This is a genomic window from Serratia sp. 2C06, from assembly GCF_050037615.1.
Taxonomy (GTDB): domain Bacteria; phylum Pseudomonadota; class Gammaproteobacteria; order Enterobacterales; family Enterobacteriaceae; genus Serratia; species Serratia ureilytica.
The window spans coordinates 1,119,116-1,143,070 of the sequence record NZ_CP188299.1 but is presented as its reverse complement, the minus strand read 5'-3'; the positions used below and the strand labels follow the sequence as shown (position 1 = coordinate 1,143,070).

The 23,955-nt window shown below is 58.9% G+C and carries 23 protein-coding genes and 1 pseudogene; 14 read left to right on the top strand and 10 right to left on the bottom strand.

The genetic code is table 11. The features are described 5' to 3' along the window. Positions 1-106 precede the first annotated feature (106 nt). The gene (gene ibpA, locus ACP3TA_RS05880; protein ID WP_004933919.1) at positions 107-520 is read right to left on the bottom strand and encodes a small heat shock chaperone IbpA; all 414 of its coding nucleotides are present in this window, start codon (positions 518-520) and stop codon (positions 107-109) included. 309 nt (positions 521-829) lie between these two features. Between ibpA and ACP3TA_RS05875 the strand changes: the two genes are divergently transcribed. Further along, positions 830-1,177 carry a YceK/YidQ family lipoprotein gene (locus tag ACP3TA_RS05875; RefSeq protein WP_016929593.1) on the top strand — a complete coding sequence of 116 codons (348 nt, stop codon included), beginning with the start codon at positions 830-832 and terminating at the stop codon, positions 1,175-1,177. Between the two features lie 30 nt (positions 1,178-1,207). Here the strand turns inward: ACP3TA_RS05875 and ACP3TA_RS05870 are convergent, their stop codons facing one another. Beyond that, on the bottom strand, positions 1,208-2,488 hold the full coding sequence (locus ACP3TA_RS05870; protein WP_033645140.1) for a DUF3748 domain-containing protein: 1,281 nt from the start codon (positions 2,486-2,488) through the stop codon (positions 1,208-1,210). A gap of 462 nt (positions 2,489-2,950) precedes the next feature. On the opposite strand from ACP3TA_RS05870, the gene ACP3TA_RS05865 reads away from it, so the two are divergent. After that, positions 2,951-3,919, top strand: a complete 969-nt coding sequence (locus ACP3TA_RS05865; protein ID WP_033645141.1) for a threonine/serine dehydratase — start codon at positions 2,951-2,953, stop codon at positions 3,917-3,919. Continuing rightward, positions 3,906-4,847 carry an ornithine cyclodeaminase family protein gene (locus tag ACP3TA_RS05860; RefSeq protein ID WP_033645142.1) on the top strand — a complete coding sequence of 314 codons (942 nt, stop codon included), beginning with the start codon at positions 3,906-3,908 and terminating at the stop codon, positions 4,845-4,847. The genes ACP3TA_RS05865 and ACP3TA_RS05860 overlap by 14 nt, the downstream gene beginning before the upstream one ends. Before the next feature lie 25 nt (positions 4,848-4,872). Here ACP3TA_RS05860 and yidA read toward each other — a convergent pair whose 3' ends face one another. From yidA to dnaA, 5 genes are all read right to left on the bottom strand, one after another. Then, on the bottom strand, positions 4,873-5,688 hold the full coding sequence (gene yidA / locus ACP3TA_RS05855; protein ID WP_033645143.1) for a sugar-phosphatase: 816 nt from the start codon (positions 5,686-5,688) through the stop codon (positions 4,873-4,875). Between the two features lie 125 nt (positions 5,689-5,813). Then, positions 5,814-8,228, bottom strand: coding sequence for a DNA topoisomerase (ATP-hydrolyzing) subunit B (gene gyrB, locus ACP3TA_RS05850; RefSeq protein ID WP_004933898.1), 2,415 nt, complete (start codon positions 8,226-8,228; stop codon positions 5,814-5,816). An 18-nt stretch (positions 8,229-8,246) separates the two neighbouring features. Further along, the gene (gene recF / locus ACP3TA_RS05845; RefSeq protein WP_004933895.1) at positions 8,247-9,332 is read right to left on the bottom strand and encodes a DNA replication/repair protein RecF; all 1,086 of its coding nucleotides are present in this window, start codon (positions 9,330-9,332) and stop codon (positions 8,247-8,249) included. A 45-nt stretch (positions 9,333-9,377) separates the two neighbouring features. Next, positions 9,378-10,478 (bottom strand): DNA polymerase III subunit beta, encoded by a 1,101-nt coding sequence (gene dnaN, locus ACP3TA_RS05840; RefSeq protein WP_004933892.1) that lies wholly within the window; start codon positions 10,476-10,478, stop codon positions 9,378-9,380. 4 nt (positions 10,479-10,482) lie between these two features. After that, positions 10,483-11,877 carry a chromosomal replication initiator protein DnaA gene (gene dnaA, locus ACP3TA_RS05835; RefSeq protein ID WP_004933889.1) on the bottom strand — a complete coding sequence of 465 codons (1,395 nt, stop codon included), beginning with the start codon at positions 11,875-11,877 and terminating at the stop codon, positions 10,483-10,485. A gap of 682 nt (positions 11,878-12,559) precedes the next feature. Here dnaA and rpmH point away from each other — a divergent pair. From rpmH to ACP3TA_RS05805, 6 genes are all read left to right on the top strand, one after another. Further along, complete coding sequence (gene rpmH / locus ACP3TA_RS05830; protein ID WP_000831330.1) at positions 12,560-12,700, top strand: 50S ribosomal protein L34; 141 nt, start codon at positions 12,560-12,562, stop codon at positions 12,698-12,700. A 17-nt stretch (positions 12,701-12,717) separates the two neighbouring features. Next, positions 12,718-13,077: a ribonuclease P protein component gene (gene rnpA, locus ACP3TA_RS05825; RefSeq protein WP_004933883.1), complete on the top strand. Its 360-nt coding sequence runs from the start codon at positions 12,718-12,720 to the stop codon at positions 13,075-13,077. After that, positions 13,041-13,298, top strand: a complete 258-nt coding sequence (yidD, locus tag ACP3TA_RS05820; RefSeq protein ID WP_004933881.1) for a membrane protein insertion efficiency factor YidD — start codon at positions 13,041-13,043, stop codon at positions 13,296-13,298. The genes rnpA and yidD overlap by 37 nt, the downstream gene beginning before the upstream one ends. Positions 13,299-13,300: 2 nt before the next feature. Further along, positions 13,301-14,938 carry a membrane protein insertase YidC gene (gene yidC, locus ACP3TA_RS05815; RefSeq protein WP_033645144.1) on the top strand — a complete coding sequence of 546 codons (1,638 nt, stop codon included), beginning with the start codon at positions 13,301-13,303 and terminating at the stop codon, positions 14,936-14,938. Between the two features lie 96 nt (positions 14,939-15,034). Continuing rightward, complete coding sequence (gene mnmE / locus ACP3TA_RS05810) at positions 15,035-16,399, top strand: tRNA uridine-5-carboxymethylaminomethyl(34) synthesis GTPase MnmE (protein ID WP_033652323.1); 1,365 nt, start codon at positions 15,035-15,037, stop codon at positions 16,397-16,399. 147 nt (positions 16,400-16,546) lie between these two features. Then, positions 16,547-17,347: an MBL fold metallo-hydrolase gene (locus ACP3TA_RS05805; RefSeq protein WP_016929603.1), complete on the top strand. Its 801-nt coding sequence runs from the start codon at positions 16,547-16,549 to the stop codon at positions 17,345-17,347. A 10-nt stretch (positions 17,348-17,357) separates the two neighbouring features. On the opposite strand, the gene ACP3TA_RS05800 is transcribed toward ACP3TA_RS05805, so the two are convergent. Next, positions 17,358-18,365, bottom strand: a complete 1,008-nt coding sequence (locus ACP3TA_RS05800) for a threonine/serine transporter (RefSeq protein WP_230358662.1) — start codon at positions 18,363-18,365, stop codon at positions 17,358-17,360. On the opposite strand from ACP3TA_RS05800, the gene ACP3TA_RS05795 reads away from it, so the two are divergent. Continuing rightward, the gene (locus tag ACP3TA_RS05795) at positions 18,364-18,510 is read left to right on the top strand and encodes a hypothetical protein (protein ID WP_226772979.1); all 147 of its coding nucleotides are present in this window, start codon (positions 18,364-18,366) and stop codon (positions 18,508-18,510) included. The two genes, ACP3TA_RS05800 and ACP3TA_RS05795, sit on opposite strands and share 2 nt — an antisense overlap. A gap of 25 nt (positions 18,511-18,535) precedes the next feature. Here ACP3TA_RS05795 and ACP3TA_RS05790 read toward each other — a convergent pair whose 3' ends face one another. After that, a complete protein-coding gene (locus ACP3TA_RS05790) occupies positions 18,536-19,429 on the bottom strand; it encodes a hypothetical protein (RefSeq protein ID WP_089185144.1) in 894 nt (297 codons plus the stop codon). Between the two features lie 193 nt (positions 19,430-19,622). Between ACP3TA_RS05790 and ACP3TA_RS05785 the strand changes: the two are divergent. The 4 genes and pseudogenes from ACP3TA_RS05785 (at position 19,623) to ACP3TA_RS05770 (ending at position 22,582) form a co-directional block, all read left to right on the top strand. Further along, positions 19,623-19,724: pseudogene (locus ACP3TA_RS05785) on the top strand. Positions 19,725-19,999: 275 nt separating this feature from the next. Further along, positions 20,000-20,725, top strand: coding sequence for a 4'-phosphopantetheinyl transferase family protein (locus ACP3TA_RS05780; protein WP_033645147.1), 726 nt, complete (start codon positions 20,000-20,002; stop codon positions 20,723-20,725). 161 nt (positions 20,726-20,886) lie between these two features. Continuing rightward, on the top strand, positions 20,887-21,453 hold the full coding sequence (locus ACP3TA_RS05775; RefSeq protein ID WP_046687993.1) for an NADPH-dependent FMN reductase: 567 nt from the start codon (positions 20,887-20,889) through the stop codon (positions 21,451-21,453). A gap of 76 nt (positions 21,454-21,529) precedes the next feature. Then, positions 21,530-22,582 carry a hypothetical protein gene (locus ACP3TA_RS05770; RefSeq protein ID WP_033645149.1) on the top strand — a complete coding sequence of 351 codons (1,053 nt, stop codon included), beginning with the start codon at positions 21,530-21,532 and terminating at the stop codon, positions 22,580-22,582. A 35-nt stretch (positions 22,583-22,617) separates the two neighbouring features. On the opposite strand, the gene ACP3TA_RS05765 is transcribed toward ACP3TA_RS05770, so the two are convergent. Next, complete coding sequence (locus ACP3TA_RS05765; RefSeq protein WP_004933851.1) at positions 22,618-23,955, bottom strand: NCS2 family permease; 1,338 nt, start codon at positions 23,953-23,955, stop codon at positions 22,618-22,620.

The window sequence follows — 23,955 nt, the reverse complement described above, 5'->3', positions numbered from 1 at the left end:
AGGAACAACTCCTTTCATTAAGCGAGATGTGTTTATTCAGCCCCCTGACGGCAGGCGGATTATTACTGCATATTTGCCGACAGCGTTCCTGCCGGCGAAAACGGAATTATTTAATTTCGATACGGCGCGGTTTTAATGTTTCCGGCACGATGCGCTGCATATCGATATACAGCAGACCGTTCTCCAGTTTGGCGCCTTTAATTTGAATATGTTCGGCCAGCTGGAATTTACGCTCGAAATTACGCTCAGCGATGCCCTGATATAAATAGGTTTTTTCTGCCGGTTCGTTATTGTGCGCACCGCGCACGATCAGCAGATTATCTTGCGTGGTGATCTCCAGCTCCTGCTCGGCAAACCCGGCTACCGCAATGGCGATGCGATAATGATTTTCGTCCACCAGCTCGACATTATAAGGGGGATAACCGCCGTTGCCCTGGCTCTGGCCGGCCTCCAGCGCGTTGAACAGGCGATCGAAACCAATGGCGGAACGGTATAGCGGAGAAAGATCGAAATTACGCATAAAACAGCCTCCTAAGGCACTTCAGCGAGGTTGAAATAAATACGCCTTCCATTCTGGACAGGCTAATTAAGCCAGAATTCCCTTACGGCAAATTCTCAATCCGGCTCTGATGATAAAATGGGGGTTGATTTCATCAATTCAACGGGCGAGGATCAAAAAAAGCGCTTTTCGGTTAGGTGAAAGTTTTTTTACCACTTACACTAAAGTGAGAGAGCCGCCACAGAGCGGGATTTTGCTTCTTTTAAAGCAGCAACAGGATGTTATAAATCAGCTTAATTTAGGGGCACAGCAACCCTGCAGGATGGATTAATGACGACGATGAAAGCGATAGCGACGGGCTGCATGTTGTTGGCGACCAGCGGTTGCTCCAGCGTGATGAGCCATACCGGCCCGAATCAGGGTTACTATCCCGGCACCCGCGCCAGCGTGGACATGCTGAAGGACGACAACACCAGCTGGGCGATGATGCCGCTGGTGGCGCTGGATCTGCCGTTCTCCGCAGTGATGGATACCGTGCTGCTGCCTTACGACTATCTGCGTTCAGGCAATGACGCCACCGCAGACTCGCCAAAAGCGCGCATCCTGCGCAGCGAGCAGCAGAATCTGGCGGCAACCGGCAACCCCGGCGAGGGCAACGACAGCACCGCCACACACTAATCTCGCACGCAGCGGGCCATCAGGCCCGCCTTACGCCTCAACCACAAAGATCTGGTTGAATCCGGCAATCTCGCGCATAAATGCCACTTTCTTGCCATCCGGCGAAAATACCACGGCATCCCCCGACGGCGGCTGCACGCTGCGCTGCGTTAAACGCTGCAGGCGGCCGCTGGCGACCTCACACAGCATCACGCTGTTGTCACACACCAGGGCTATCGTCCCGCCCTGCGGGTGCCAGCTGAACGCCGACTGGATGTCATGCTCGCCGCGGCTGACCTGGCGCGGCTCACCGCCGTTCGGCGACACCGTCCACAGTTGCACCACGCCGCCGTCATCCTTCATCAGAAAAGCTATCTGGCTGCCGTCCGGCGAGCTGCGCAGCCAATGGCGCGGCGCACCGACCACGCCCGGAAAACGGCGTTCACCGGTAAAGGTCACCCGCCGCTGCCTGACGCCAAGCGGCGGCGCCGGCAGCTCGCTTTCCGTCCCCTGCAGCGGCACCGTGCCGGCCCTGGCGTAGTCGGCGTCGTTCTCCGGCAGATCGACGATAAACACCTCCGGCAGTTTCTCGCCGGCGGCGGACAGCGTATCGCCGATGAACGCCAGCGCCCAACGTTGCCGACTGCCGTCGGCCTTACGGTAGCCTTCGCGGCCAATCCAGCCTTCTTCGTAGGCGCGATTGATCTGATCGCTGCCCGGCTGCGGCTGCGGCACGGTCTCGCTAACCAGCACGCAATAGTGGCTGCCGTCATATTCACGGGGATGCTGTTTCGGCGGATTGACCCCGTGCAGCGGCACGGCCACGCCGACGTTGCGCAGATCGCGCGCCGGATCGCATTCATGCATCACGTGATCGTTGTAGGTAAAGCTGAGGCGGCTGCCGTCCGGGCTGAAAACGTGCACATGGCTGCCGCCGCGCAGCGCGCCGGGCGTGTAAGGCGCCGTGATATCCAGCGCGTCGAGGGTAATGGCCAACTCGCGATCCGGTTCGCTGACGATCACCCCGCGGCGGTGATGAAAATCATACTGCCAGGCGCTGTCCGGGTGTTCCGGGCCGTGGATGAAGACGTAACGCGCCGGCGCATCGGGGCTGACCGTGACCACGCCGACGTGTGCGCCGTGCTGGGCGCGATAAACCACTTCCACCGCGCCGCTGGCGACGTTAACCCGCTCGATGCTCAGGCCGGTGAAAGAGGCGCCGCGCGGGCGCACGTCATAAGCCAGCCATTGGCTGTCCGGCGTCCAGACGTTGATATTGGTTAACTGATGCCCGCGTGGGTCGAAAGTCAGTTGTTTTTCCCGATGGCTCATGGCGGCTCTCCTGCGCATGCTGGCACTGAACGGCCATCTTACCGGATCGGCAGCCGCGTTTCATATGGCCGGCGAGGACGAGCCGGGGGCTTTCCCGCGTCGAAATTTCCATGAGACTTATCCGTTAAGCCTATCGACGACGCCGGCAGGAAATAAACGCCCGGCTAGCCGGCCCCATTCCTGATGGGGAAACTCAACGACGCCCAAACGGTATAAGTAAAGGAAGCGAGCATTATTTTATTGATTATCCTTCTCCTCATTAAATACGCCCACAGCGGCACCTTACTTAACGCAAATAAATAAAAAATTGTGCCGCTAAACGCCCAGTAATGTTTATTTTCACCGCATACGCGATGCCGTACCCCCGCCATTTCCGCTTTCTGGCCGGGTTGCCCGACGGGGTTTACAATCCATACAAAAAAGTACAAACTGGATTTTAAGTCTAAAAAATCCGGAGCCGGTATGAACCCCCTTTTCGATGCCATTGTTTCTGCCCATCAGCAACTGCGCCCTCAGGTGCGAGTCACGCCATTGGAGCGCAGCGTGCTGCTTTCTCAGCAATTGGGTTGCGAGCTGTATTTGAAATGCGATCACCTGCAGCACACCGGTTCCTTTAAATTTCGCGGCGCCAGCAACAAGCTGCGGCTGCTGGATAACGCGCAACGCCGGCGCGGCGTGATCGCCGCCTCTACCGGCAACCACGGTCAGGCCGTCGCTTTGGCGGGGCAACTGATGGGCGTTGGCGTCACGGTTTATGCGCCGGAGACGGCGGCGAGCATCAAGCTCGACACCATTCGCGCGTTGGGCGGCACCGTGGAATTGGTGCCGGGCGATGCGCTGAACGCCGAACTGGCGGGGGAACAGGCCGCACGCGAACAGGGGAAAACCTATATCTCGCCGTATAACGACGAGCAGGTGATCGCCGGCCAGGGCACCTGCGGCATGGAGCTGGTTGAACAGCTCACCGATCTGGACGCCGTGTTCGTGGCGGTCGGCGGCGGGGGTTATATCGCCGGCATCGGCACCGTTCTGCGGCAACTGTCGCCGAACACGCAGCTTATCGCCTGCTGGCCGGAAAACGCCACCAGCCTGTACAGCGCGCTGGAAGCGGGCCATATCTTCCCGGTGGAAGAGCAAGAAACCCTGTCCGACGGCACCGCCGGCGGCGTCGAGCCGGGCGCCGTGACCTTTCCGCTGTGCCAACAGCTGATCGACCGCAAAGTGCTGGTCAGCGAGGCGGAGATTAAACACGCGATGCGCCGGATAGCCGCCAGCGATCGCTGGATTATCGAAGGCGCGGCCGGCGTGGCGCTGGCGGCGGCGATCAAACTGGCGCCGGAATACCAGGGTAAAAAGGTGGCGGTGGTGCTGTGCGGCAAGAACATCGTGCTGGAGAAATACCTCAAGGCCATCGCCGATGCACATCCTTAATCGGCAGCAAATCCTCGCCGCGTTCGATGCCGAGACCATAACGCCGCTGCTGAAGCAGGGTTTTATCGCCTACTCGCAACAGCGGGTGCAACAGCCGCCGGTGCAGCATTTCCTGTTCGAGCGGGCCGACGGCGACTGCTGCATCAAGTCCGCCTGGTTGGAAGGCGACGAACTGTTCGTGGTCAAGATCTCTACCGGTTTCTATCGCAATGCCGAACACGGCCTGCCGAGCAATCAGGGGCTGATGATGGCGTTCTCCGCCCAAACCGGCGAGCCGCAGGCGCTGCTGCAAGATGAAGGTTGGCTGACCGCGCTGCGCACCGCCCTGGCCGGCCGCATCGTCGCCGAGCTGTGCGCGCCGCCGCATATTCAGGCGATCGGCATTGTCGGCACGGGCCTGCAGGCGCGGCTGCAGCTGCAATGCCTGAAACCGGTGACCGATTGCCGCGAGGTGTGGGTGTGGGGGCGAGACGAACAGGCGCTGGCGGCGTATCGGCGCGATACCGAAGCCGAGGGTTTTCGGGTGCGGGTTACGCAGAATGCGGCGGAACTGGCGGCGCACTGTCAGCTGATCGTGACCACCACGCCCAGCCGCGAACCGATATTGCAGGCGGCGGATATTCGGCCCGGTACGCACATCACCGCCGTGGGCGCCGACACGCCCGGCAAGCAGGAACTGGCGACCGAGCTGGTGGCCCGCGCAGACGCGCTGCTGGTCGATGCGCTGACGCAGTGTGCGGACTATGGCGAGATCGCGACGGCTTATCGGCAAAATAGGCTGATTTCAACGCCGATCGTCGAAATTGGCGCCGTCTTGGCGCAGGGAGGGCGGGTACGACGCGAGCCGCAGCACATCACCATCGCCGATCTCACCGGCTTGGCGATTCAGGATCTGCAGATCGCCAAAGGGGTGTTGGCGAAAGTATAAAGGGGCGCCGCAGCGCCCCGCGTTATCAGGCGTTGAGCACGAACTTCTCGATAGCGCGCGCCACGCCGTCTTCGGTATTGGCGCTGGTGACAAACTGCGCCACCGCTTTCAGCTCGGGAATGGCATTGCCCATCGCCACGCCGACGCCGGCATATTCGATCATCGCCGTATCATTGGCCTGATCCCCCAGCGTCATGATGTTCTCCCGCGCCACGCCGAGATGCTCGGCCAGCATTCTCACCCCGGCGCCTTTATCGACGTTTTTGTGCAGGATCTCGAGGAAATAAGGCGCGCTTTTCAGGATGGTGTAACGCGCGCGCGTTTCCGCCGGGATGCGCGCGATGGCGCGGTCCAGCAGCTCCGGCTCGTCGATCATCATCACTTTCGGGAAACGCATCTGGCGATCCATCTCTTCCACGCTGCGGTATTTCAGCGGAATACCGGTCATTTCCGCCTCGTGTATGGTGTACTTGCCGATGTCCTTGTTCGGGGTATACAGGGTATCGAAATCAAACGCCTGGAAGTGAACGCCGAACTCGCGCGCCATCTGCTCGAAATGCAGATAATCCTCAAAGCCCAGCGTTTCTTGCAGAATGCAGGCGCCGTCGACCGCACGCAGCACCAGCGCGCCGTTATAGGTGATACAGAAATCGCCGGGGCCCTGAATGTCCAACTGGCGCAGATAATCCTGCACGCCGACATAAGGCCGCCCGGTGGCCAGCACCACGTGTACCCCTTTGCGCCGCGCCGCCGCGATAGCCTGCTTTACCGCCGGCGTGATTTGGTGCTGCGGATCCAGCAACGTGCCGTCCATGTCGATCGCAATCAGTTCAATAGCCATTCAACGCTTCTCCCAGTGGTTTTTATTCATGCTAACGCGTTTCAGCCTCGGCTGTCAGCGCCAAAAAAGGCCAAAAAAAAATCCGCGCGGGTCGCCCGGCGCGGATTTTCACAGCCATTAACGCATCAGATATCGATGTTCGCCGCTTTCAGGGCGTTTTCTTCGATAAAGGCGCGACGCGGTTCAACCGCATCGCCCATCAGCGTGGTGAACAGCTGATCGGCAGCGATGGCGTCCTTGACGGTCACGCGCAGCATGCGGCGGCTTTCCGGATCCATGGTGGTTTCCCACAGCTGCTCCGGGTTCATCTCGCCCAGACCTTTATAACGCTGCACCGACAGGCCGCGGCGCGACTCTTTCACCAGCCACTCCAGCGCCTGTTCGAAGCTGTCTACCGGCTGACGGCGTTCGCCGCGCTCAATGAACGCGCCCTCTTCGATCAGCCCGCGCAGCTGCTCGCCCAGCTGGCAGATCTTGCGGTATTCACCGCCGTGGATGAAATCGAAGTCCAGCTTATAGTCGGTATCCACGCCGTGGGTACGGATGCGCAACGCCGGCTCGAACATCTGGCGCTCGCGGTTCTCGAAGATCACGAAGTCATAGCTGCTGCCGTGCTGCTCTTTGTCGTTCAGCGCCTGCACCAGCGACGCGATCCAGGTTTTCACCTTGGCTTCATCGCTGAGATCGCCTTCGTTCAGCGTCGGCTGGTAGATCAGGCTGTTCAGCAGCGCGCGCGGGTAGCGGCGCTCCATGCGGCCAATCAGCTTCTGCACGCCGTAGTGCTCGGCCACCAGTTTCTCCAACTGCTCGCCGCCGAGCGCCGGTGCGCTGGCATTGGTGTGCAGCGTAGCGCCATCCATCGCGATGGCGATCTGATACTGATCCATCGCCTCGTCATCTTTGATGTACTGCTCCTGCTTGCCTTTCTTCACCTTGTACAGCGGCGGCTGTGCGATGAACACGTGGCCACGCTCGATGATTTCCGGCATCTGGCGGTAGAAGAAGGTCAACAGCAGCGTACGGATGTGCGAACCGTCGACGTCGGCATCGGTCATGATGATGATGCTGTGGTAACGCAGCTTGTCCGGGCTGTACTCGTCGCGGCCGATGCCGCAACCCAGCGCGGTGATCAGCGTCGCCACTTCCTGCGAAGAGAGCATTTTGTCGAAACGCGCTTTCTCGACGTTGAGGATTTTCCCCTTCAGCGGCAAGATAGCCTGATTCTTGCGGTTGCGCCCCTGCTTGGCAGAGCCGCCCGCGGAGTCCCCTTCCACCAGGTACAGTTCGGACAGCGCCGGATCGCGTTCCTGGCAGTCCGCCAGTTTGCCCGGCAGGCCGGCCAGATCCAGCGCGCCTTTGCGGCGGGTCATCTCACGCGCTTTACGCGCCGCTTCGCGCGCGCGCGCCGCGTCGATGATTTTGCCGACCACGATTTTCGCGTCGCCCGGATTCTCCATCAGGTAATCCACCAGCTTCTCGTTCATCAGCGTTTCAACCGCGGTTTTCACCTCGGAAGAGACCAGCTTGTCCTTGGTCTGAGAAGAGAACTTCGGATCCGGCACCTTCACCGACACCACGGCGATCAGGCCTTCACGCGCGTCATCGCCGGTGGCGCTGACCTTGGCCTTCTTGCTGTAGCCTTCCTTCTCCATGTAGCTGTTCAGCGTACGGGTCATCGCGGTACGGAAACCGACCAGGTGCGTGCCGCCGTCGCGCTGCGGAATGTTGTTGGTGAAGCAGTAGATGTTTTCCTGGAAACCGTCGTTCCACTGCAGCGCCACTTCCACGCCGATGTCGTCTTTCACGGTGGAGAAGTAGAACACGTTCGGGTGAATCGGGGTTTTGTTCTTGTTCAGGTACTCGACAAACGCCTTGATGCCGCCTTCGTAATGGAAGTGGTCTTCACGGTCGGTGCGCTTGTCCTTCAGGCGAATAGACACGCCGGAGTTGAGGAAGGACAGCTCGCGCAGACGCTTGGCCAGAATGTCGTACTCGAATTCGGTCACATTGGTGAAAGTTTGGTGACTCGGCCAGAAGCGCACCATGGTGCCGGTCTGCTCGGTTTCGCCCACCACGTTCAGCGGCGCCTGCGGCTCGCCGTGGCTGTAAGTTTGTTCGTGCACTTTGCCTTCGCGGCGGATCACCAGCTCCAGTTTCTCCGACAGGGCGTTAACCACCGAGACGCCCACGCCGTGCAGGCCGCCGGAAACTTTATAGGAGTTGTCGTCGAATTTACCGCCGGCGTGCAGCACGGTCATGATGACCTCTGCGGCTGAAACCCCTTCTTCCGGGTGAATGCCGGTCGGAATGCCGCGGCCGTCATCCTGCACCGATACCGAGTTGTCGGCATGGATGGTGACCTGAATGTCACTACAGTGGCCCGCGAGCGCTTCGTCGATAGCGTTGTCCACAACCTCGAATACCATGTGGTGCAGACCGGTGCCGTCATCGGTATCGCCGATATACATGCCCGGGCGCTTGCGCACCGCATCCAGCCCTTTTAATACCTTGATACTTGAGGAGTCATAAGAATTCGACATCAACGTTTCTCGCTCATTTTAGTCCTGTGGTTGAACCTCTATTTTACCCTGTTCCACGCGGAACATCTTGCCCTTTTCACCGGCCATGTCGGTCACTTGTTCAGCGCTGACCGCGCTGACAAAAACCTGGGCCTGGGTGGCTTTCAGGCGATCGGCCAGCAACCGGCGACGGCCGGTGTCCAGCTCGGAGGCAAAATCATCAATCAGATACAGGCAACGCCGCCCGCTCTGCCGGGTGAGAAACTCACCCTGCGCCAAGCGCAACGCGCACATCAGCAGCTTAAGCTGACCGCGCGATAACAAATCCTCTACCGGCGTGCCGTCGGCACGAATGCGAAAGTCCGCTTTATGCGGCCCCACCGCGGTATAGGTCAACGCCCTGTCGCGCTCAAACTGGCGCTCCAGCAGCTCGCCGTAGTCGCTCTCTTTGTCCCAGCCGCGCTGGAAGGAGAAGCTCAGGGCGAATTCAGGCAGAAACTGCGCGCAGGTCGCGGTGATATCCGCGGCGATCGCGTCGCTGTATTCCGCCCGCCATTCGCTGATGCGCTCCGCGAGCGGGATCAGTTCCTGATCCCAGGCGCGGATCTGCGCATAGCGACTCACCTGGCGCAGCGCGGCATTGCGCTGCTTCAGTAACCGTTTCAGGTTGCTCCAGGCGGTGAAAAAACCGGGTTCGTTATGAAAACAGCCCCAGTCCAGGAAAGCGCGCCGGAATTTCGGCCCGCCGTTCAGCAGGGTAAAACCTTCGGGGGTGATCAGCTGCATGGGCAGCAGCTGCGCCAGCTCGGCCACCTTGTGGCCGTCGCTGCCATCGATGCGTACTTTGCTGTCACCCTGACGGCTCTTGCTCAATCCTACCGACAGCTCGCGCTCCGCGCCTTCGATGCGGCCATGCAGCACGAACTCCGGTTGGTCGTGGCGGATCACCCGACCGGCCTGCAGACTGCGAAAGGCGCGGCCATGGCCGAGCGTATACACCGCCTCCAGCACGCTGGTCTTGCCGCTGCCGTTAGCGCCGACCAGGAAGTTGAATCCCGGCGCCAGCGCCAAATCCGCCGCCTCGATATTGCGGAAATCTTTAATCAATAAACGCGTCAGAGCCATGCAATCTCTTTACCGATGACGGTGCTGTAATTCAAGGTAACGAGACTACAACCGCATTGGCATGACAACGTAGGCCGCCGCCTGGCTGGCGCCGTCTTCGATCTGCACGCTGGAGACCGAGTCGGTCAACAGCAGGCGCACGTCTTCACACTTGAGCGCGTTCAACACGTCCAGCACGTAGCTGACGTTGAAGCCGATCTCCATCTCCGCGCCGTCGTAGCTGACGTCGAGGATCTCTTCCGCCTCTTCCTGTTCCGGGTTGTTGGCGGTGATCTTCAGCTGATTCTGGCTGACGTACAGCCGCACGCCGCGGAATTTCTCGTTCGAAAGAATGGCCGCGCGGGCGAACGCCTGCTTGAGCAGATCGCAGCCGGCTTCCAGCGTTTTGTCCGGGTTCTTCGGCAAGACGCGGCGATAGTCCGGGAAACGGCCGTCAACCAGCTTGGACGTGAAGATGAAATCGCCGACGTGGGCGCGAATGTTGTTGCTGCCGATCTGCAGCTGCAGCAGCGAATCGCCGCCGTCCAGCAAGCGCACCAGCTCCATCACCCCTTTACGCGGCACGATCACCGAATGCGACGGCAGCTGCTGGCCGATCGGCATCGAGCACACCGCCAGGCGGTGGCCGTCGGTCGCGACGGTGCGCAGCTCTTCGCCTTCGGTTTCAAACAGCATGCCGTTCAGGTAGTAACGCACGTCCTGATGGGCCATCGAGAACTGGGTGGCTTCGATCAGGCGCTTCAGCGTCGCCTGCGGCAAGGTGAATTCCACCTCGCTCTGCCAGTCGTCCAGGTTCGGGAAGTCCGCCGCGGGCAGCGTGGACAGCGAGAAACGGCTGCGGCCGGATCGCACCAGCATGCGCTCGCTCTCCAGCGTGACGGCGATCTCCGCCCCTTCCGGCAGGCCACGGCAGATATCAAAGAATTTGCGCGCGGGCACGGTGGTCGCGCCCGGCTCATGCGGCTGGGACAGGGCGACGCGCGCCACCATCTCCATCTCCAGATCGGTGCCGGTCAGCAGCAGGGAGCCTTCCGTCACCTGCAACAGCAGGTTGCCCAGGATCGGCAAGGTCGGGCGGCCGCCCAGCGGGCTGCTCACCTGTTGCAGCGGTTTTAGCAGATGCTCACGTTCAACGATAAATTTCATAGCGCTATGAAGATAATGTTCTGATTAAATTGGAGAAATCTTCTTTGATGTCGTGACTTTCCTCACGCAGCTGCTCGATCTTCCGGCAGGCGTGCAACACCGTGGTATGGTCGCGGCCACCAAACGCATCGCCGATTTCCGGCAGGCTGTGGTTGGTGAGTTCCTTCGCCAGCGCCATCGCCATCTGGCGCGGGCGGGCAACGGATCGCGAACGCCGCTTGGACAGCAAATCCGCGACTTTAATCTTGTAATACTCCGCCACCGTCTTTTGGATATTGTCGATGGTGACCAGCTTTTCCTGCAGCGCCAGCAGATCGCGCAGCGCTTCGCGCACGAAATCGATGGTGATGGCCCGGCCGGTAAAGTTGGCGTTGGCGATCACGCGGTTCAGCGCCCCTTCGAGCTCACGCACGTTGGAACGCAGGCGCTTGGCGATGAAGAACGCCACTTCGCCCGGCAGGCGAATGTCGTTTTCGTCGGCCTTTTTCATCAGGATCGCCACGCGGGTTTCCAGCTCCGGCGGCTCGATCGCCACCGTCAGCCCCCAGCCGAAGCGGGACTTCAGACGATCTTCCACTCCGTTGATCTCTTTAGGGTAGCGATCCGAAGTCAGGATGATCTGCTGATTGCCTTCCAACAGGGCGTTAAAGGTATGGAAGAACTCTTCCTGCGAACGCTCCTTGTTGGCGAAGAATTGGATGTCATCGATCAGCAACGCGTCGACCGAACGGTAGTAGCGCTTAAACTCTTCGATGGCATTGTTCTGCAACGCTTTGACCATGTCTTGTACGAAGCGTTCCGAGTGCATGTAGACCACTTTGGCGTTGGCCTTGCGCGCCATGATGCCGTTGCCGACCGCGTGCAGCAGGTGGGTTTTACCCAGGCCGGTGCCGCCATACAGGAACAAAGGGTTGTAGGCGCCGCCCGGATTGTCCGCCACCTGGCGAGCCGCCGCGCGCGCCAGCTGGTTTGACTTACCCTCGACGAAGTTGTCGAAGGTGTGTTTGGGGTTGACGTTGGAGCGGTAAGAGAGCTCGGGCTGCGCCGCCGCGTTGTCCCAGCTCGGGCGCGAAGGCGCGGCCGTGCGCGCCGCCGGGGCCGCAGGAGCGCTGCTGACGCTGGCGGTCACGGTCTGGCTGATCACCTGCGTGATCGGCTTGCTGCCGACTTCAAAACGCAGCAAAGGCGCATCCGTGCCGCAGAAATCATTCAGCAGACCATTGATATTGTTTAAGTACTTATCGCGAACCCAATCCAGCACAAAACGGTTAGGCGCGTACAGCGCCAGGGTGTTGTCACTCAGTTCCGCCTGCAATGGGCGAATCCACATACTAAATTCTGTGGCAGGTAACTCATCCTGCAATCGGGCAAGACACTGCTGCCAAAGCGAAAGTGACACGGCGGACTCCACTCGAACAAGATCAATAAAGAAAAGAAACGGGCAACTTTTTTATAACTCATGATTTTTGACACATACCCGGCATCGGCTGTTTGCCTGTGGGGGATGCGAACCGCCTTTCACGGTTTGTGTCCCTCACGATCCCGGCATGAGGGATCGCGATCGGAATGACGGATCATAGCGCAATCCGCGCAAGAGATCCTCCCCTTCCTCACAGATTAGATCCATTTTATCCACAGGCCGCGGCCGGCGGCGATCTTTTCGCCGCCGGCGCCGCATGACCACGCAGATCCCGGCCTCTGCGCCGCGTTTTTTACATTGTCAACCGGTTATACCCTGTTATCCACGTCGGATCCTGGGATCGCGCGCAAAGGATCTCACGGGGATCCTTGCGATTTCACCCCGAGTCCGTATAATCTTCGCCCTACGTGTGATACCTGGTTCCTTATGGTGCGTCATTAGCCAGACAGGATTCTGCGGTGACCACGGGCCAAGACCGGATTTTGTGCCGTTATTGGCAGACAACCAGGTAGGCTGGCGCGATGCGAATTGACTCAGGACTGTACAATTATTACAATCCCGCTTCTTTATGTATTGCGATTGAGGCGTCGGTCATCTTCACGCCGAGTAGCCAAACGCGTTTACTGATCAGTAATTATTTTAAGTTTAGGTAGAAATCGCTATGAAACGCACTTTCCAACCGTCCGTATTGAAGCGCAACCGTAGCCACGGTTTCCGTGCTCGTATGGCCACCAAAAATGGTCGTCAAGTTCTGGCCCGCCGTCGTGCGAAAGGCCGTGCTCGTCTGACTGTTTCTAAGTAATAAAGCTAACCCGCTGAGTGGTTAAGCTCGCTTTTCCCAGGGAGTTACGTTTGTTAACTCCCACTCATTTCACTTTCGTCTTCCAGCAGCCACAACGGGCTGGCACGCCGCAAATCACCATCCTCGGCCGCCTGAACCAGCTGGGGCATCCCCGCATCGGTCTTACCGTCGCCAAAAAACACGTCAAACGCGCGCACGAGCGTAATCGGATCAAACGCCTAACCCGCGAAAGCTTCCGCCTGCGCCAGCACGAATTACCGGCGATGGATTTTGTCGTGGTGGCCAAAAAGGGGATAGCGGATTTGGATAACCGCGCGCTGACGGAAGCTTTGGATAAATTATGGCGTCGCCACTGTCGCCAGGCTCCCGCATCCTGATCGGGCTGGTGCGGGCCTATCAGCTCGTCATCAGTCCGCTGCTAGGGCCTCGTTGTCGCTTCCAGCCGACATGCTCTCATTACGCAATTGAGGCATTAAGCAGGTTTGGCATGATAAAAGGCAGTTGGTTAGCATTGAAACGCGTATTAAAATGCCACCCTTTGAACCCAGGTGGCGATGATCCGGTGCCGCCAAAAACCGACGATAACAGAGAACACTAACGATGGATTCGCAACGCAATCTTCTCCTCATCGCTCTGCTGTTCGTGTCTTTCATGATCTGGCAGGCATGGCAAACGGACAACGCTCCGCAGCCGGCCGCACAGACCACGCAACAGACTTCGAACGCAGTAGCCGGTGATGCCGCCAGCCAGGCCGTGCCAGCCAGTGGTCAGGGTAAGCTGATTACCGTGAACACCGACGTGCTGTCACTGACCATCAACACCCGTGGTGGCGATATCGAGCAGGCTAAACTGTTGGCCTACCCGGAAACTCTGGGTTCATCGACTCCGTTCCAACTGCTGGAAACCACTCCGTCGTTCGTCTATCAGGCGCAAAGCGGCCTGACCGGTAAAAACGGCCCGGACAACCCGGCCAACGGCGAACGCCCGCTGTACCAAGCGGCGCAGGACAGCTACACCCTGCCGGAAGGCCAGGACGAGCTGCGCATCCCGCTGACCTACACCGATAAAGACGGCGCGGTCTACACCAAGACCTTCGTGCTCAAACGCAACCACTATGCGGTCGGCGTGGATTACAGCATCGACAACAAAGGCGCGGCGCCGCTGGAGCTGACCCTGTTCGGCCAGCTGAAGCAGACCACCGAATTGCCTAAGCACCGCGATACCGGCAGCAGCAACTTCGCGTTGCACACCTTCCGCGGCGCGGCATACTCGTCCAGCGAGGACAAGTACCAGAAATACGCGTTCGACAAAGACGAAAACCTGAGCGTCACCACCAAAGACGGTTGGGTCGCCATGCTGCAGCAGTACTTCGCCACCGCGTGGGTACCGGCGACCAAGGGTGACAACACCTTCTACACCGCCAAACCGGGTGACAACTTGTCCACCATCGGCTTCAAATCTACCCCGGTCGTGGTGCAGCCTGGCGCTCAGCAGCAGCTGAACGCGACCCTGTGGGTCGGCCCGGAGCTGCAGGACCAGATGGCCCAACTGGCGCCGCACTTGGACCTGACCGTGGATTACGGCTGGCTGTGGTTCATCTCCCAGCCGCTGTTCAAACTGCTGAAGTTCATCCACGGCTTTATCGGCAACTGGGGCTTCTCCATCATCATCATCACCTTCATCGTGCGCGGCATCATGTACCCGCTGACCAAGGCGCAGTACACCTCGATGGCGAAAATGCGCATGCTGCAGCCGAAGCTGCAGGCGATGCGCGAACGCATCGGCGATGACAAGCAGCGCATGAGCCAAGAGATGATGGCGCTGTACAAGGCGGAGAAAGTCAACCCGCTCGGCGGCTGCCTGCCGCTGATCATTCAGATGCCGATCTTCCTGGCGCTGTACTACATGCTGATGGGTTCGGTCGAGCTGCGCCACGCGCCGTTCGCCCTGTGGATCCATGACCTGTCGGCGCAAGACCCGTACTACATCCTGCCAATCCTGATGGGCGTGACGATGTTCTTCATCCAGAAGATGTCGCCGACCACCGTGACTGACCCGATGCAGCAGAAAATCATGACCTTCATGCCGGTGATCTTCACAGTGTTCTTCCTGTGGTTCCCGTCCGGTCTGGTGCTGTACTACATCGTCAGCAACCTGGTGACCATCCTGCAGCAGCAGCTGATTTACCGTGGTCTGGAAAAACGCGGTCTGCACAGCCGCGACAAGAAAAAAAGCTAAGCGTATTGTAGGGGTTCGGCGCGCCGACCCTTGCAGTCACCCCAAAGGCGGTCATTAGACCGCCTTTTTGCATCTTAATCGTCAGAGAGAACCGTTATGAGCACCACCGATACCATCGTAGCCCAAGCCACCCCGCCGGGACGCGGCGGCGTCGGCATTCTGCGCATTTCCGGAAGCAAGGCCAAAGACGTCGCCCAGGCGTTGCTCGGCAAGCTGCCGAAGCCGCGCTACGCTGACTATCTGCCGTTCCGCGACGCTACGGGCGCCACCCTCGATCAGGGCATCGCGCTGTGGTTCCCGGGGCCGAACTCCTTTACCGGCGAAGACGTGCTGGAACTGCAGGGCCACGGCGGGCCGGTGATCCTCGATCTGCTGCTCAAGCGCGTGCTGGCGCTGCCCGACGTGCGCATCGCGCGGCCGGGCGAGTTCTCCGAGCGCGCGTTTCTCAACGACAAACTCGATCTGGCGCAGGCCGAAGCGATTGCCGATCTGATCGACGCCAGCTCCGAGCAGGCGGCGCGTTCGGCGATGAACTCGCTGCAGGGCGCGTTCTCCACCCGCATCCACCAGCTCGTGGAAGCGCTCACTCACCTGCGAATCTATGTGGAAGCGGCGATCGACTTCCCGGACGAGGAAATCGACTTCCTGTCCGACGGTAAAATCGAGGCGCAGCTCAACGACGTGATGGCGGATCTGGACAACGTGCGCGGTGAAGCGCGCCAGGGCAGCCTGCTGCGCGAAGGGATGAAGGTGGTGATCGCCGGGCGCCCCAATGCCGGCAAATCGAGCCTGCTCAATGCGCTGGCAGGACGCGAGGCGGCGATCGTCACCGATATCGCCGGCACCACCCGCGACGTTCTGCGCGAACACATCCATATCGACGGCATGCCGCTGCACATCATCGACACCGCCGGCCTGCGCGACGCCAGCGACGAAGTGGAACGCATCGGCATCGAACGTGCATGGAACGAGATCGAACAGGCCGACAGGGTGCTGTTTATGGTTGACGGCACCACCACCGCCGCCACCGAGCCGGCGGAGATCTGGCCGGAGTTTATGGCGCGCCTGCCAGGCACGCTACCTATCACCGTGGTGCGCAACAAAGCCGACATCACCGGTGAAACGCTGGGTATGACGGAAGTGAATAACCACTCACTTATTCGCCTGTCGGCCCGCACCGGCGAAGGCGTCGATGTGCTGCGCGATCATCTTAAACAGAGCATGGGCTTCACCAGCAACATGGAAGGCGGCTTCCTGGCGCGCCGCCGCCACCTGCAGGCGCTGGAACTGGCGGCGCAGCATCTGGTACAGGGCAAAGAACAGTTAGTGAGCGCTTACGCGGGGGAGCTGCTGGCCGAGGAACTGCGCCAGGCGCAGCTGGCCCTGAGCGAAATCACCGGCGAATTCACCTCCGACGATCTGCTGGGCCGCATTTTCTCCAGCTTCTGTATCGGCAAGTAACACCGCCAGACGCCTTCACGGCCGGGACAAGCCCTTGTTCCGGCCGTTTTTCTTTTCCGCTCTCGCTCTGCGCGCCGGCTCACAGAGCCGCCGCAGCGTCCCGCGCTATACTGGCCAGTCAGGAATCTCTCTCAGGAACGAGTCAACATGGCATTGACCCTCAGGGTACTGCTGGAAAACCGCCGCGCCGCCGGCGCCAACCCGCTATTGCAGGCCAAGGCCGGGTTAAGCCTGCTGATTGAGGATGATACGACGTCCATACTGTTCGATACCGGCCCCGACGACAGCTTTCTGCGCAATGCGGCGCTGATGGGTGTCGATCTCTCCCGTATCACCGCGACGGTGCTCTCCCACGGCCACTATGACCACTGCGGCGGCGTCGCCTGGCTGCCAGACAACAGCCGTATCATCTGCCACCCGCAGGTCGGCGATGAGCGCTATGCGGCGCTGAAGGTGCTGGGCCACACTCGGAAAATCAAAAAGCTCTCTTTGGATATCGACTACTCGCGCCACCGCATGCAATACAGCCGAGAGCCGCTGGCGATCGGCGATCGCTTTATGTGGTCAGGCGAAATCGCGGTGCCCGCACCCCGCGCCTACGGGGTGATCGCCGGGGAGAACGCAGCGGTAGATTACGTTATTGACGAAGGGGTGCTGATTTACAAATCGGATCGCGGTCTGGTGATCGTGACCGGCTGCGGGCACCGCGGGATCGTCAATATCGTGCGCCATTGCCAGCAAATCACCGGGATCGATCGGATCCACGCCTTGATCGGCGGTTTTCATCTGCGCTGCGCTTCCCCGCGCACGCTCTGGCGCGTCCGCCGTTTTTTGCGCCAGCATCAGCCGGAAAAGATTATGGGCTGCCACTGTACCGGCGCCTGGGGCCGGCTATGGCTGCCGGAAGGGATCGCGCCGGCCACCGGCGATAGGCTGGTGCTGGATTAAGCGTGCCGCTTTACACCAACAACGTTGCGATTACCGCGATCCCGCAGCCCAGCACGACGACGCCGATCCCCTTTTGCCTGCCGTCGCCCCGTAGCAAAAAATACAGTGATGGGATGAAAAAGACGGTCATCACGATAACGGGTATCGACCAGCCCGAGATGATCTTGATAATGCTCGGGTTGATCGCGCCAATAAACGTACAGACAACGATATTCCCTGCGATGATTCTCTTTTTGCCCGCCACGCCGAAGGACGTAATGCCATCGATCACGCCGGTCAACGTGCCGATATAGGCGCCGCCGGTCAGTAAACACAGCAACAGGGCAGCGCCTAACCACGCCGTGGCGTTGCCGGTCAAACCGGCGGTATAAAACAGCGCATCCACATTGCGGCTGTTAATGATTGAGATGTCATCCAGCGTCAGCAAACGGCTGATGGCGATAACGATCATGACGATAAACGCCATGATCAGTACCTTGCCAAACAGAATACTGCGCGCCTGCGGTCGTAAGGCGCTTTTCGCAAAGCGCTGGATGCACGGGGTAAAGTTAAATGTAAAAAGAAAAATCGGCAGCAGCAGCCACGTCTGCAATGAAATGCCAGGCGGCGCCTGCACCGCCTGCTGCCCCACCGCAGGTTGTAACAGGAAAAACACCGCCAGGATCGCCACCAGTACGATAGAAACCAGTGCCATTCTGGAAATCAGGTGCTCGATTCGCTGACTAAACGCCAACCATGCCACCGACAGCGCGGCACTCAGCAACAGCGAAATGCCGCCCCTGACCCAGAATCCGTTGTGGAAAAAAGACGCGACGACGTTGACCAAGGTGATGAAATTTATCAGCACGATAATAATCATCGACAAAATAAACAGCACACAGACGATTGCCGCTGCCCGCTCGCCGATAAATGTCGATGATGCCGCCAGGAAATCTTTCTCCGGGTGCGAAATGATGAATTTGAAAAAAAGATAGTGCGCCATCATCGATACCGACATGGCGATAACGATAAACAGCATGAACACTTTCATCCCCAGCACGCCCGGCCCCACCGCCTGTGGCAAAAAGAAAATCCCGGCGCCGAATGCCGTGGAGAAGAAAGTGACAGGCCAATACAGGTGTGAGATTTTCATGATGATGCTCGACCATCATGGCTATGCGTGACGCATAGCCAGCTGGCACAAAAATGTCATTCGAAACAGGATTTGCCGAAGAAGACCAGTAAAGAAGGCAAAGCGAAGTTATCGTAAAAAGTCGCGGCCGCACGATAGCCGTTAAGCACGTTGACGCGTGAACACAGCGGAAAAACGCCAATATGCGACGTGTAATTATCAAAGATTTTATTGGAGGAAATGCGATACCGAATAGCCCTGAACGTCGCAGCATTTCCCGCCGCGCAGGTCGGTTTATTTTCCTTGATGATATCGAACGCGTGTTCACCCACCGTCATCTTCACATTTCCGTCTTGGCGCTGAAAATACGCCTCTTTATCCATACGGTTTTTAATGTGGCGTTTAAAGCGATCCGCCATGTTTTTCTCACTGACATAAAATGCATTGATATCAATGCCATGACGTTGATTCGACGCCAGAATGTAGTCGTTTATTTTTTCCGGAATAATGTACGGCGATGTCGCCATCTTCCTGAATTCGTTAGCGCCGTCTATCTCGCTGCCATCACTTTTTTCCATATAGAAATCATTTATTTCCATCAAGAAGTCAGGCTGAACACTGAGCCGTCTGATGGATTCGGCAATGTAGTCGATGCAGAAGCGCGCGGACTTTTCCACTTCACTGCTGACAGAAAAACGATCGTCCAAATTAACCACGGTATGCCCACCGGAAATCACCACCTTATCCGTCAAAAAAGACGATGCCAGCGCGATGAGGTCTTCAACGTTGTTATTTGAAACCTCATTGTTGATAACCTCAGCGATCCCATTCTGATCGGCTTTGTAGACGATAAAGCGATCTTCACCCTTCCAACCTTTTTTGCAGTTACATTTATATTCTTTAAAAACAACACGTTCAGCTGTCTTATAAAAATCGGCGCTTTGCAGCGGCATTAATTCGAGATCTGGCATACCCTTCTTCCCTATTCGTAGCCAATGACGCCAACTTTTTATAACAATAGCTAATGTAAATTTAGTGACCTGACTCTGATAATTAATAAACACCCACAATAAATAGGGTTTTTGTGGGTTTGCTCACATTTTCAAGTTCAGGTTATTTTAACCATTTTTATTATGTGGTTTTATATTTCCAACAAACGAATGCGGAGAGGTGGGCGAGTGGTTTAAGCCAGATTTAAGAAACTAACCGTTTCTTAAATCCACACGAGTCATCGTGTCGTAGGTTCGAATCCTGCTCTCTCCGCCAACTTTTTCTTATCAGGCGATATTTTATGGGTTCATTGGACGCCGTCGATTCGAAAGCGGCTGGCTTCGGAACTGATTAATTTTATGCACGACCCCGTTACGCAACGCGATTTGAGGTCTGAATAACCTTCGCCTTGCATGCCCCCATCCCCTCCTGCACAGCGCAAAAGCCAACAAATCGGATAATCCGCATAGTGTTTTTTGATGATAAATCCTCAACTTAGTCTTAATCTAACACCCCTGCGTTCTTAGCGACCCTCTGTCATGGAGTGAACAATGGCGTGTCATTTTGCCCGATGGACCCCGGCCTCCGCTGTCCTGGATACCCAGAGACTCTCCGACGAAGTGATAGCCGCCACCCGCACCTTTTCCGTTAAGCGCCGCACGCGTTACCTGCAAGGGCGCATTCTGCTCGCCGAAATGATGTTTTACCTGTACGGCCTGCCGACGCTTCCCCCTATAGCCACCACCCCGACCGGCCGCCCCTGCTTCGCCGATCATCAGCTGCCCGATTTTAGCCTCGCCTACGCCAGCAACACCGTGGGCGTGCTGCTCAGCGACGAAGGCAAAGTCGGACTGGATATCGAAGTGATGCGGGCGCGCGGCACCCGGCAAAGCGCGCTGCAACACGCGCATCAGACGCCGGCGGAAAGTGCCTGGATCGGCGCGCAGGACGATCGGCTGGAGGCGGAAACTCAGCTGTGGAGCATCCGGCAAAGCGTGCTGAAAATTTCCGGCCTGGGCAACAGCGGCCAGTCTACGCTGCGTCTGCATCCGTTCTCCGGGCACCTGCGCTCCAGCGCCACGCCGGACGTTCAGGTGATGAGCGACGCCGATGAATACCTGAGCTGGGCCTGCGCCGGCAGCCCCGGGCTGGATCGCCTGCTGTGCTGGCGCTACGAAGAGCGCCGCGGCCTGCACAAAGACGGGGAAATCTCGCCCCGCAGCCCGGCGGCGTCCTCGCGATTCGTCAAACTGACGGGCCTGAAGACGCCCGGTTAACGTGGCGCAAGGCGGATAAAGCCGTTTTTACCGCACGAATTTCTGCCGTAATTTGTAAAAACAGCTAAATGTTGAGCAATCGCCTATTCTCGACCCGAGCTTTAGCCTACTATTCGCCCATGTTGTCCGCTGAATCTGCTCATTCGAAAGGGAGAATCATCATGTCAGACCAAGCCTTAAAAATCGTCACTCTGCTCGGCAGCCTGCGCAAAGGCTCCTACAACGCCATGGTGGCCCGCGCCCTGCCAGGCCTGGCTCCGCAGGGCGTCACCATTGAAGCGCTGCCTTCCATCCGCGATATCCCGCTGTACGACGCCGACATGCAACAGGGTGAGGGTTTCCCTGCCGCGGTCGAAGCGATAGCAGAGCAGATCCGCCAGGCCGACGGCGTGATCATCATCACCCCCGAATACAACTATTCCGTGCCCGGCGGGTTGAAAAACGCCATCGACTGGTTGTCTCGCTTGCCGAATCAACCGCTGGCCGGCAAGCCGGTGGCCATTCAAACCAGCTCGATGGGGCCCATCGGCGGCGCGCGCTGCCAGTACCACCTGCGCCAGATCCTGGTGTTCCTGGATGCGATGGTGATGAACAAGCCCGAGTTTATGGGCGGCGTGATCCAGAACAAGGTCGATGAACAGGCCGGTGAACTGAGCGATCAGGGAACGTTGGATTTCCTGACCGGCCAGCTGTCCGCGTTCAGCGATTTCATTCGCCGCGTGGAATGACGGTCTCGCGGCGCCCGCAGGGCGCCGCAACAGGACATGAAGTCCGCCAATTTATTGAAATTAAAGCCATAGCATCATGTATTTTTTCATTTTAGCGTTATTTTTCGTTTCCATCACCAGTCCCGCTTTCGCCGCAGACATGCGTTATCCCGCCGGTGAAGAGCCGCTGGAGCTGCCTGCGCACAGTGCGCTTAACGCCCAACTGTCGCGATCCGCGCAAAACCAGGAAGATAAAAAGCTGGGCGCCATGTCGCTGTACCTGACGCTGATGCGCGAAGACGGCCGCAACGTCTGGGCCCCCTACCAGTTGGCGGTATCGTCGGCGGAGAAAGGGCAAACCGAGCTGGCGGAGCGCTATCTGCAGCTGAGCGCCGATCGCGGCCTGTGGTACTACTACAATCTGCTGGAGGACGACGCCTTCAACAGCATCCAGCATTCCGCCACCTACCAATCCATTCTGGCCGCCACCAAAGCGCGCTATCTGCAGCACGCCCGCCGCTATGAAGGCAAAGCCAGCTACGCGATACCGGACGGCGAAGCGCCGCCCGAAGGTTGGCCAACGGTGATCTTCCTGCATACCTACGGCAAGGCCGCCGCCATCAGCCCCGAGGAACGGCTGCTGTTCGGCGAAATGGGCGTGGCCTATATCGAGATCAACGGCACGCAGATGTTGTCGGAAAACAGCTTCCGCTGGTCGAATTACAGCGACGAAAGCACCCAGGCCGCCCTTCAGCGTACGGTGCAACAGCTGGCTCCACAGTTAAAGCTGAACCCCCAGCGGATTTATCTCAGCGCTCGCGGCCAGGGTGCGCTGCACGCCGCCAATCTGATCGCGAAGTACCCGCAGTTTTACGCCGGCGCGCTATTGATCGCCCCCAACGGCGAGATCAAGCCGGCCCAGCAGTCGCTGGCGGCGAAAAAGAAAATCGTGATGGCGTATTACGATCGGCAGAACTTCAGCGAGCAGGCGCTGGCATTGCACTTCGCCAATCTGTTCGGAGAGGATAATCAGGTGCAGACGCTGCACTTCGCCCAAGGGGAGGATGCCGCCGGCAGTTGGCAGGCGCGCTTCAGGCGGCCATTGCAATGGGTGCTGGATCGGGCGCCGGATGCGACGCCGGGAGTCTAGGGTTTCAGGGCCGACGGACGTCGGCCCTTTGGCTGTCAATGGCCGTCGACGAAGACGATCTTCAGCACAAACAGCAGCGCCACGACCACCACGCACGGGCTGATTTCACGCCAGCGGCCGGTACCGAGCTTCATCACGCAGTAGGAGATAAAGCCGAGCGCAATGCCTTCGGTGATCGAGAAGCTGAACGGCATCATCACCGCGGTGACAAACGCCGGTACCGCTTCGGTCAGATCGTCCCATTTCACCCGCGCCAGGCTGGAGGTCATCAGCACGCCGACGTAGATCAGCGCGCCGGCGGCGGCATACGCCGGCACCATACCCGCCAGCGGCGACAGGAAGATCACCAGCAGGAACAGCAGGCCGGTGACCACCGCCGTCAAACCGGTGCGGCCGCCCACGGCGACGCCGGATGAGCTTTCGATGTAAGCGGTTACGGAAGAAGTGCCCGCCAGCGAACCGGCCACCGAGCTGATGCTGTCAACGTACAGCGCCTGCTTCATGCGCGGGAACTTGCCCTGATTGTCGGTCAAACCGGCTTTATCGGTGACGCCGATCAGGGTGCCGGAGGAGTCGAACAGGTTCACCAGCATAAACGAGAAGATGACCCCGGCCAGCCCGATGTTCAGCGCGCCGGCCACGTCGACCTGGCCCACTACCGAGGTGATGCTCGGCGGCAAGGAGAACAGGCCGCCGTATTTCACGTCGCCCAGCATCCAGCCGATCAGGGTGGTGACCACGATCGATACCAGCACCGCCGCGTGGAAGTTGCGCGAAGAGAGCACGGCGATGATGAAGAAGCCGAGTGCCCCCAGCAGCACATTGTGCGAGGTCAGGCTGCCAATGGTCACCAGCGTGTCCGGGTTGGCCACCACGATGCCGGCGTTTTTCAGCCCCATCATGCCGATGAACAGACCGATGCCGCTGGTGATGCCGACCCGCAGGCTGACCGGAATGTTGGCGATCATCCAGTAGCGAATGCGGAAAATGGTCAGCAGCAGCAGGCCGACCGCGCCCCAGAAGATGGCGCCCATGCCCACCTGCCAGGAGATGCCCATCGCGCCGACCACCACGAAGGCGAAGAAGGCGTTCAGGCCCATCGCCGGCGCCAACGCCACCGGCAGGTTCGCCAGCAGGCCCATAAAGATGCTGCCGAAGGCGGCGATCAAACAGGTGGTGACAAATACCGCCTGGGTATCCATGCCCGCCGCGCCCAAAATTTGCGGGTTAACGAACACGATATACACCATGGTGAGGAAAGTGGTGATACCGGCAATCGTTTCCGTACGCGCCGTCGTGCCATGTTGCTTGAGTTTAAACACGCGCCCAAGCAAGCCTTGCTCAGCGTCAAGGCCAGATACTGGTTTGGTCAT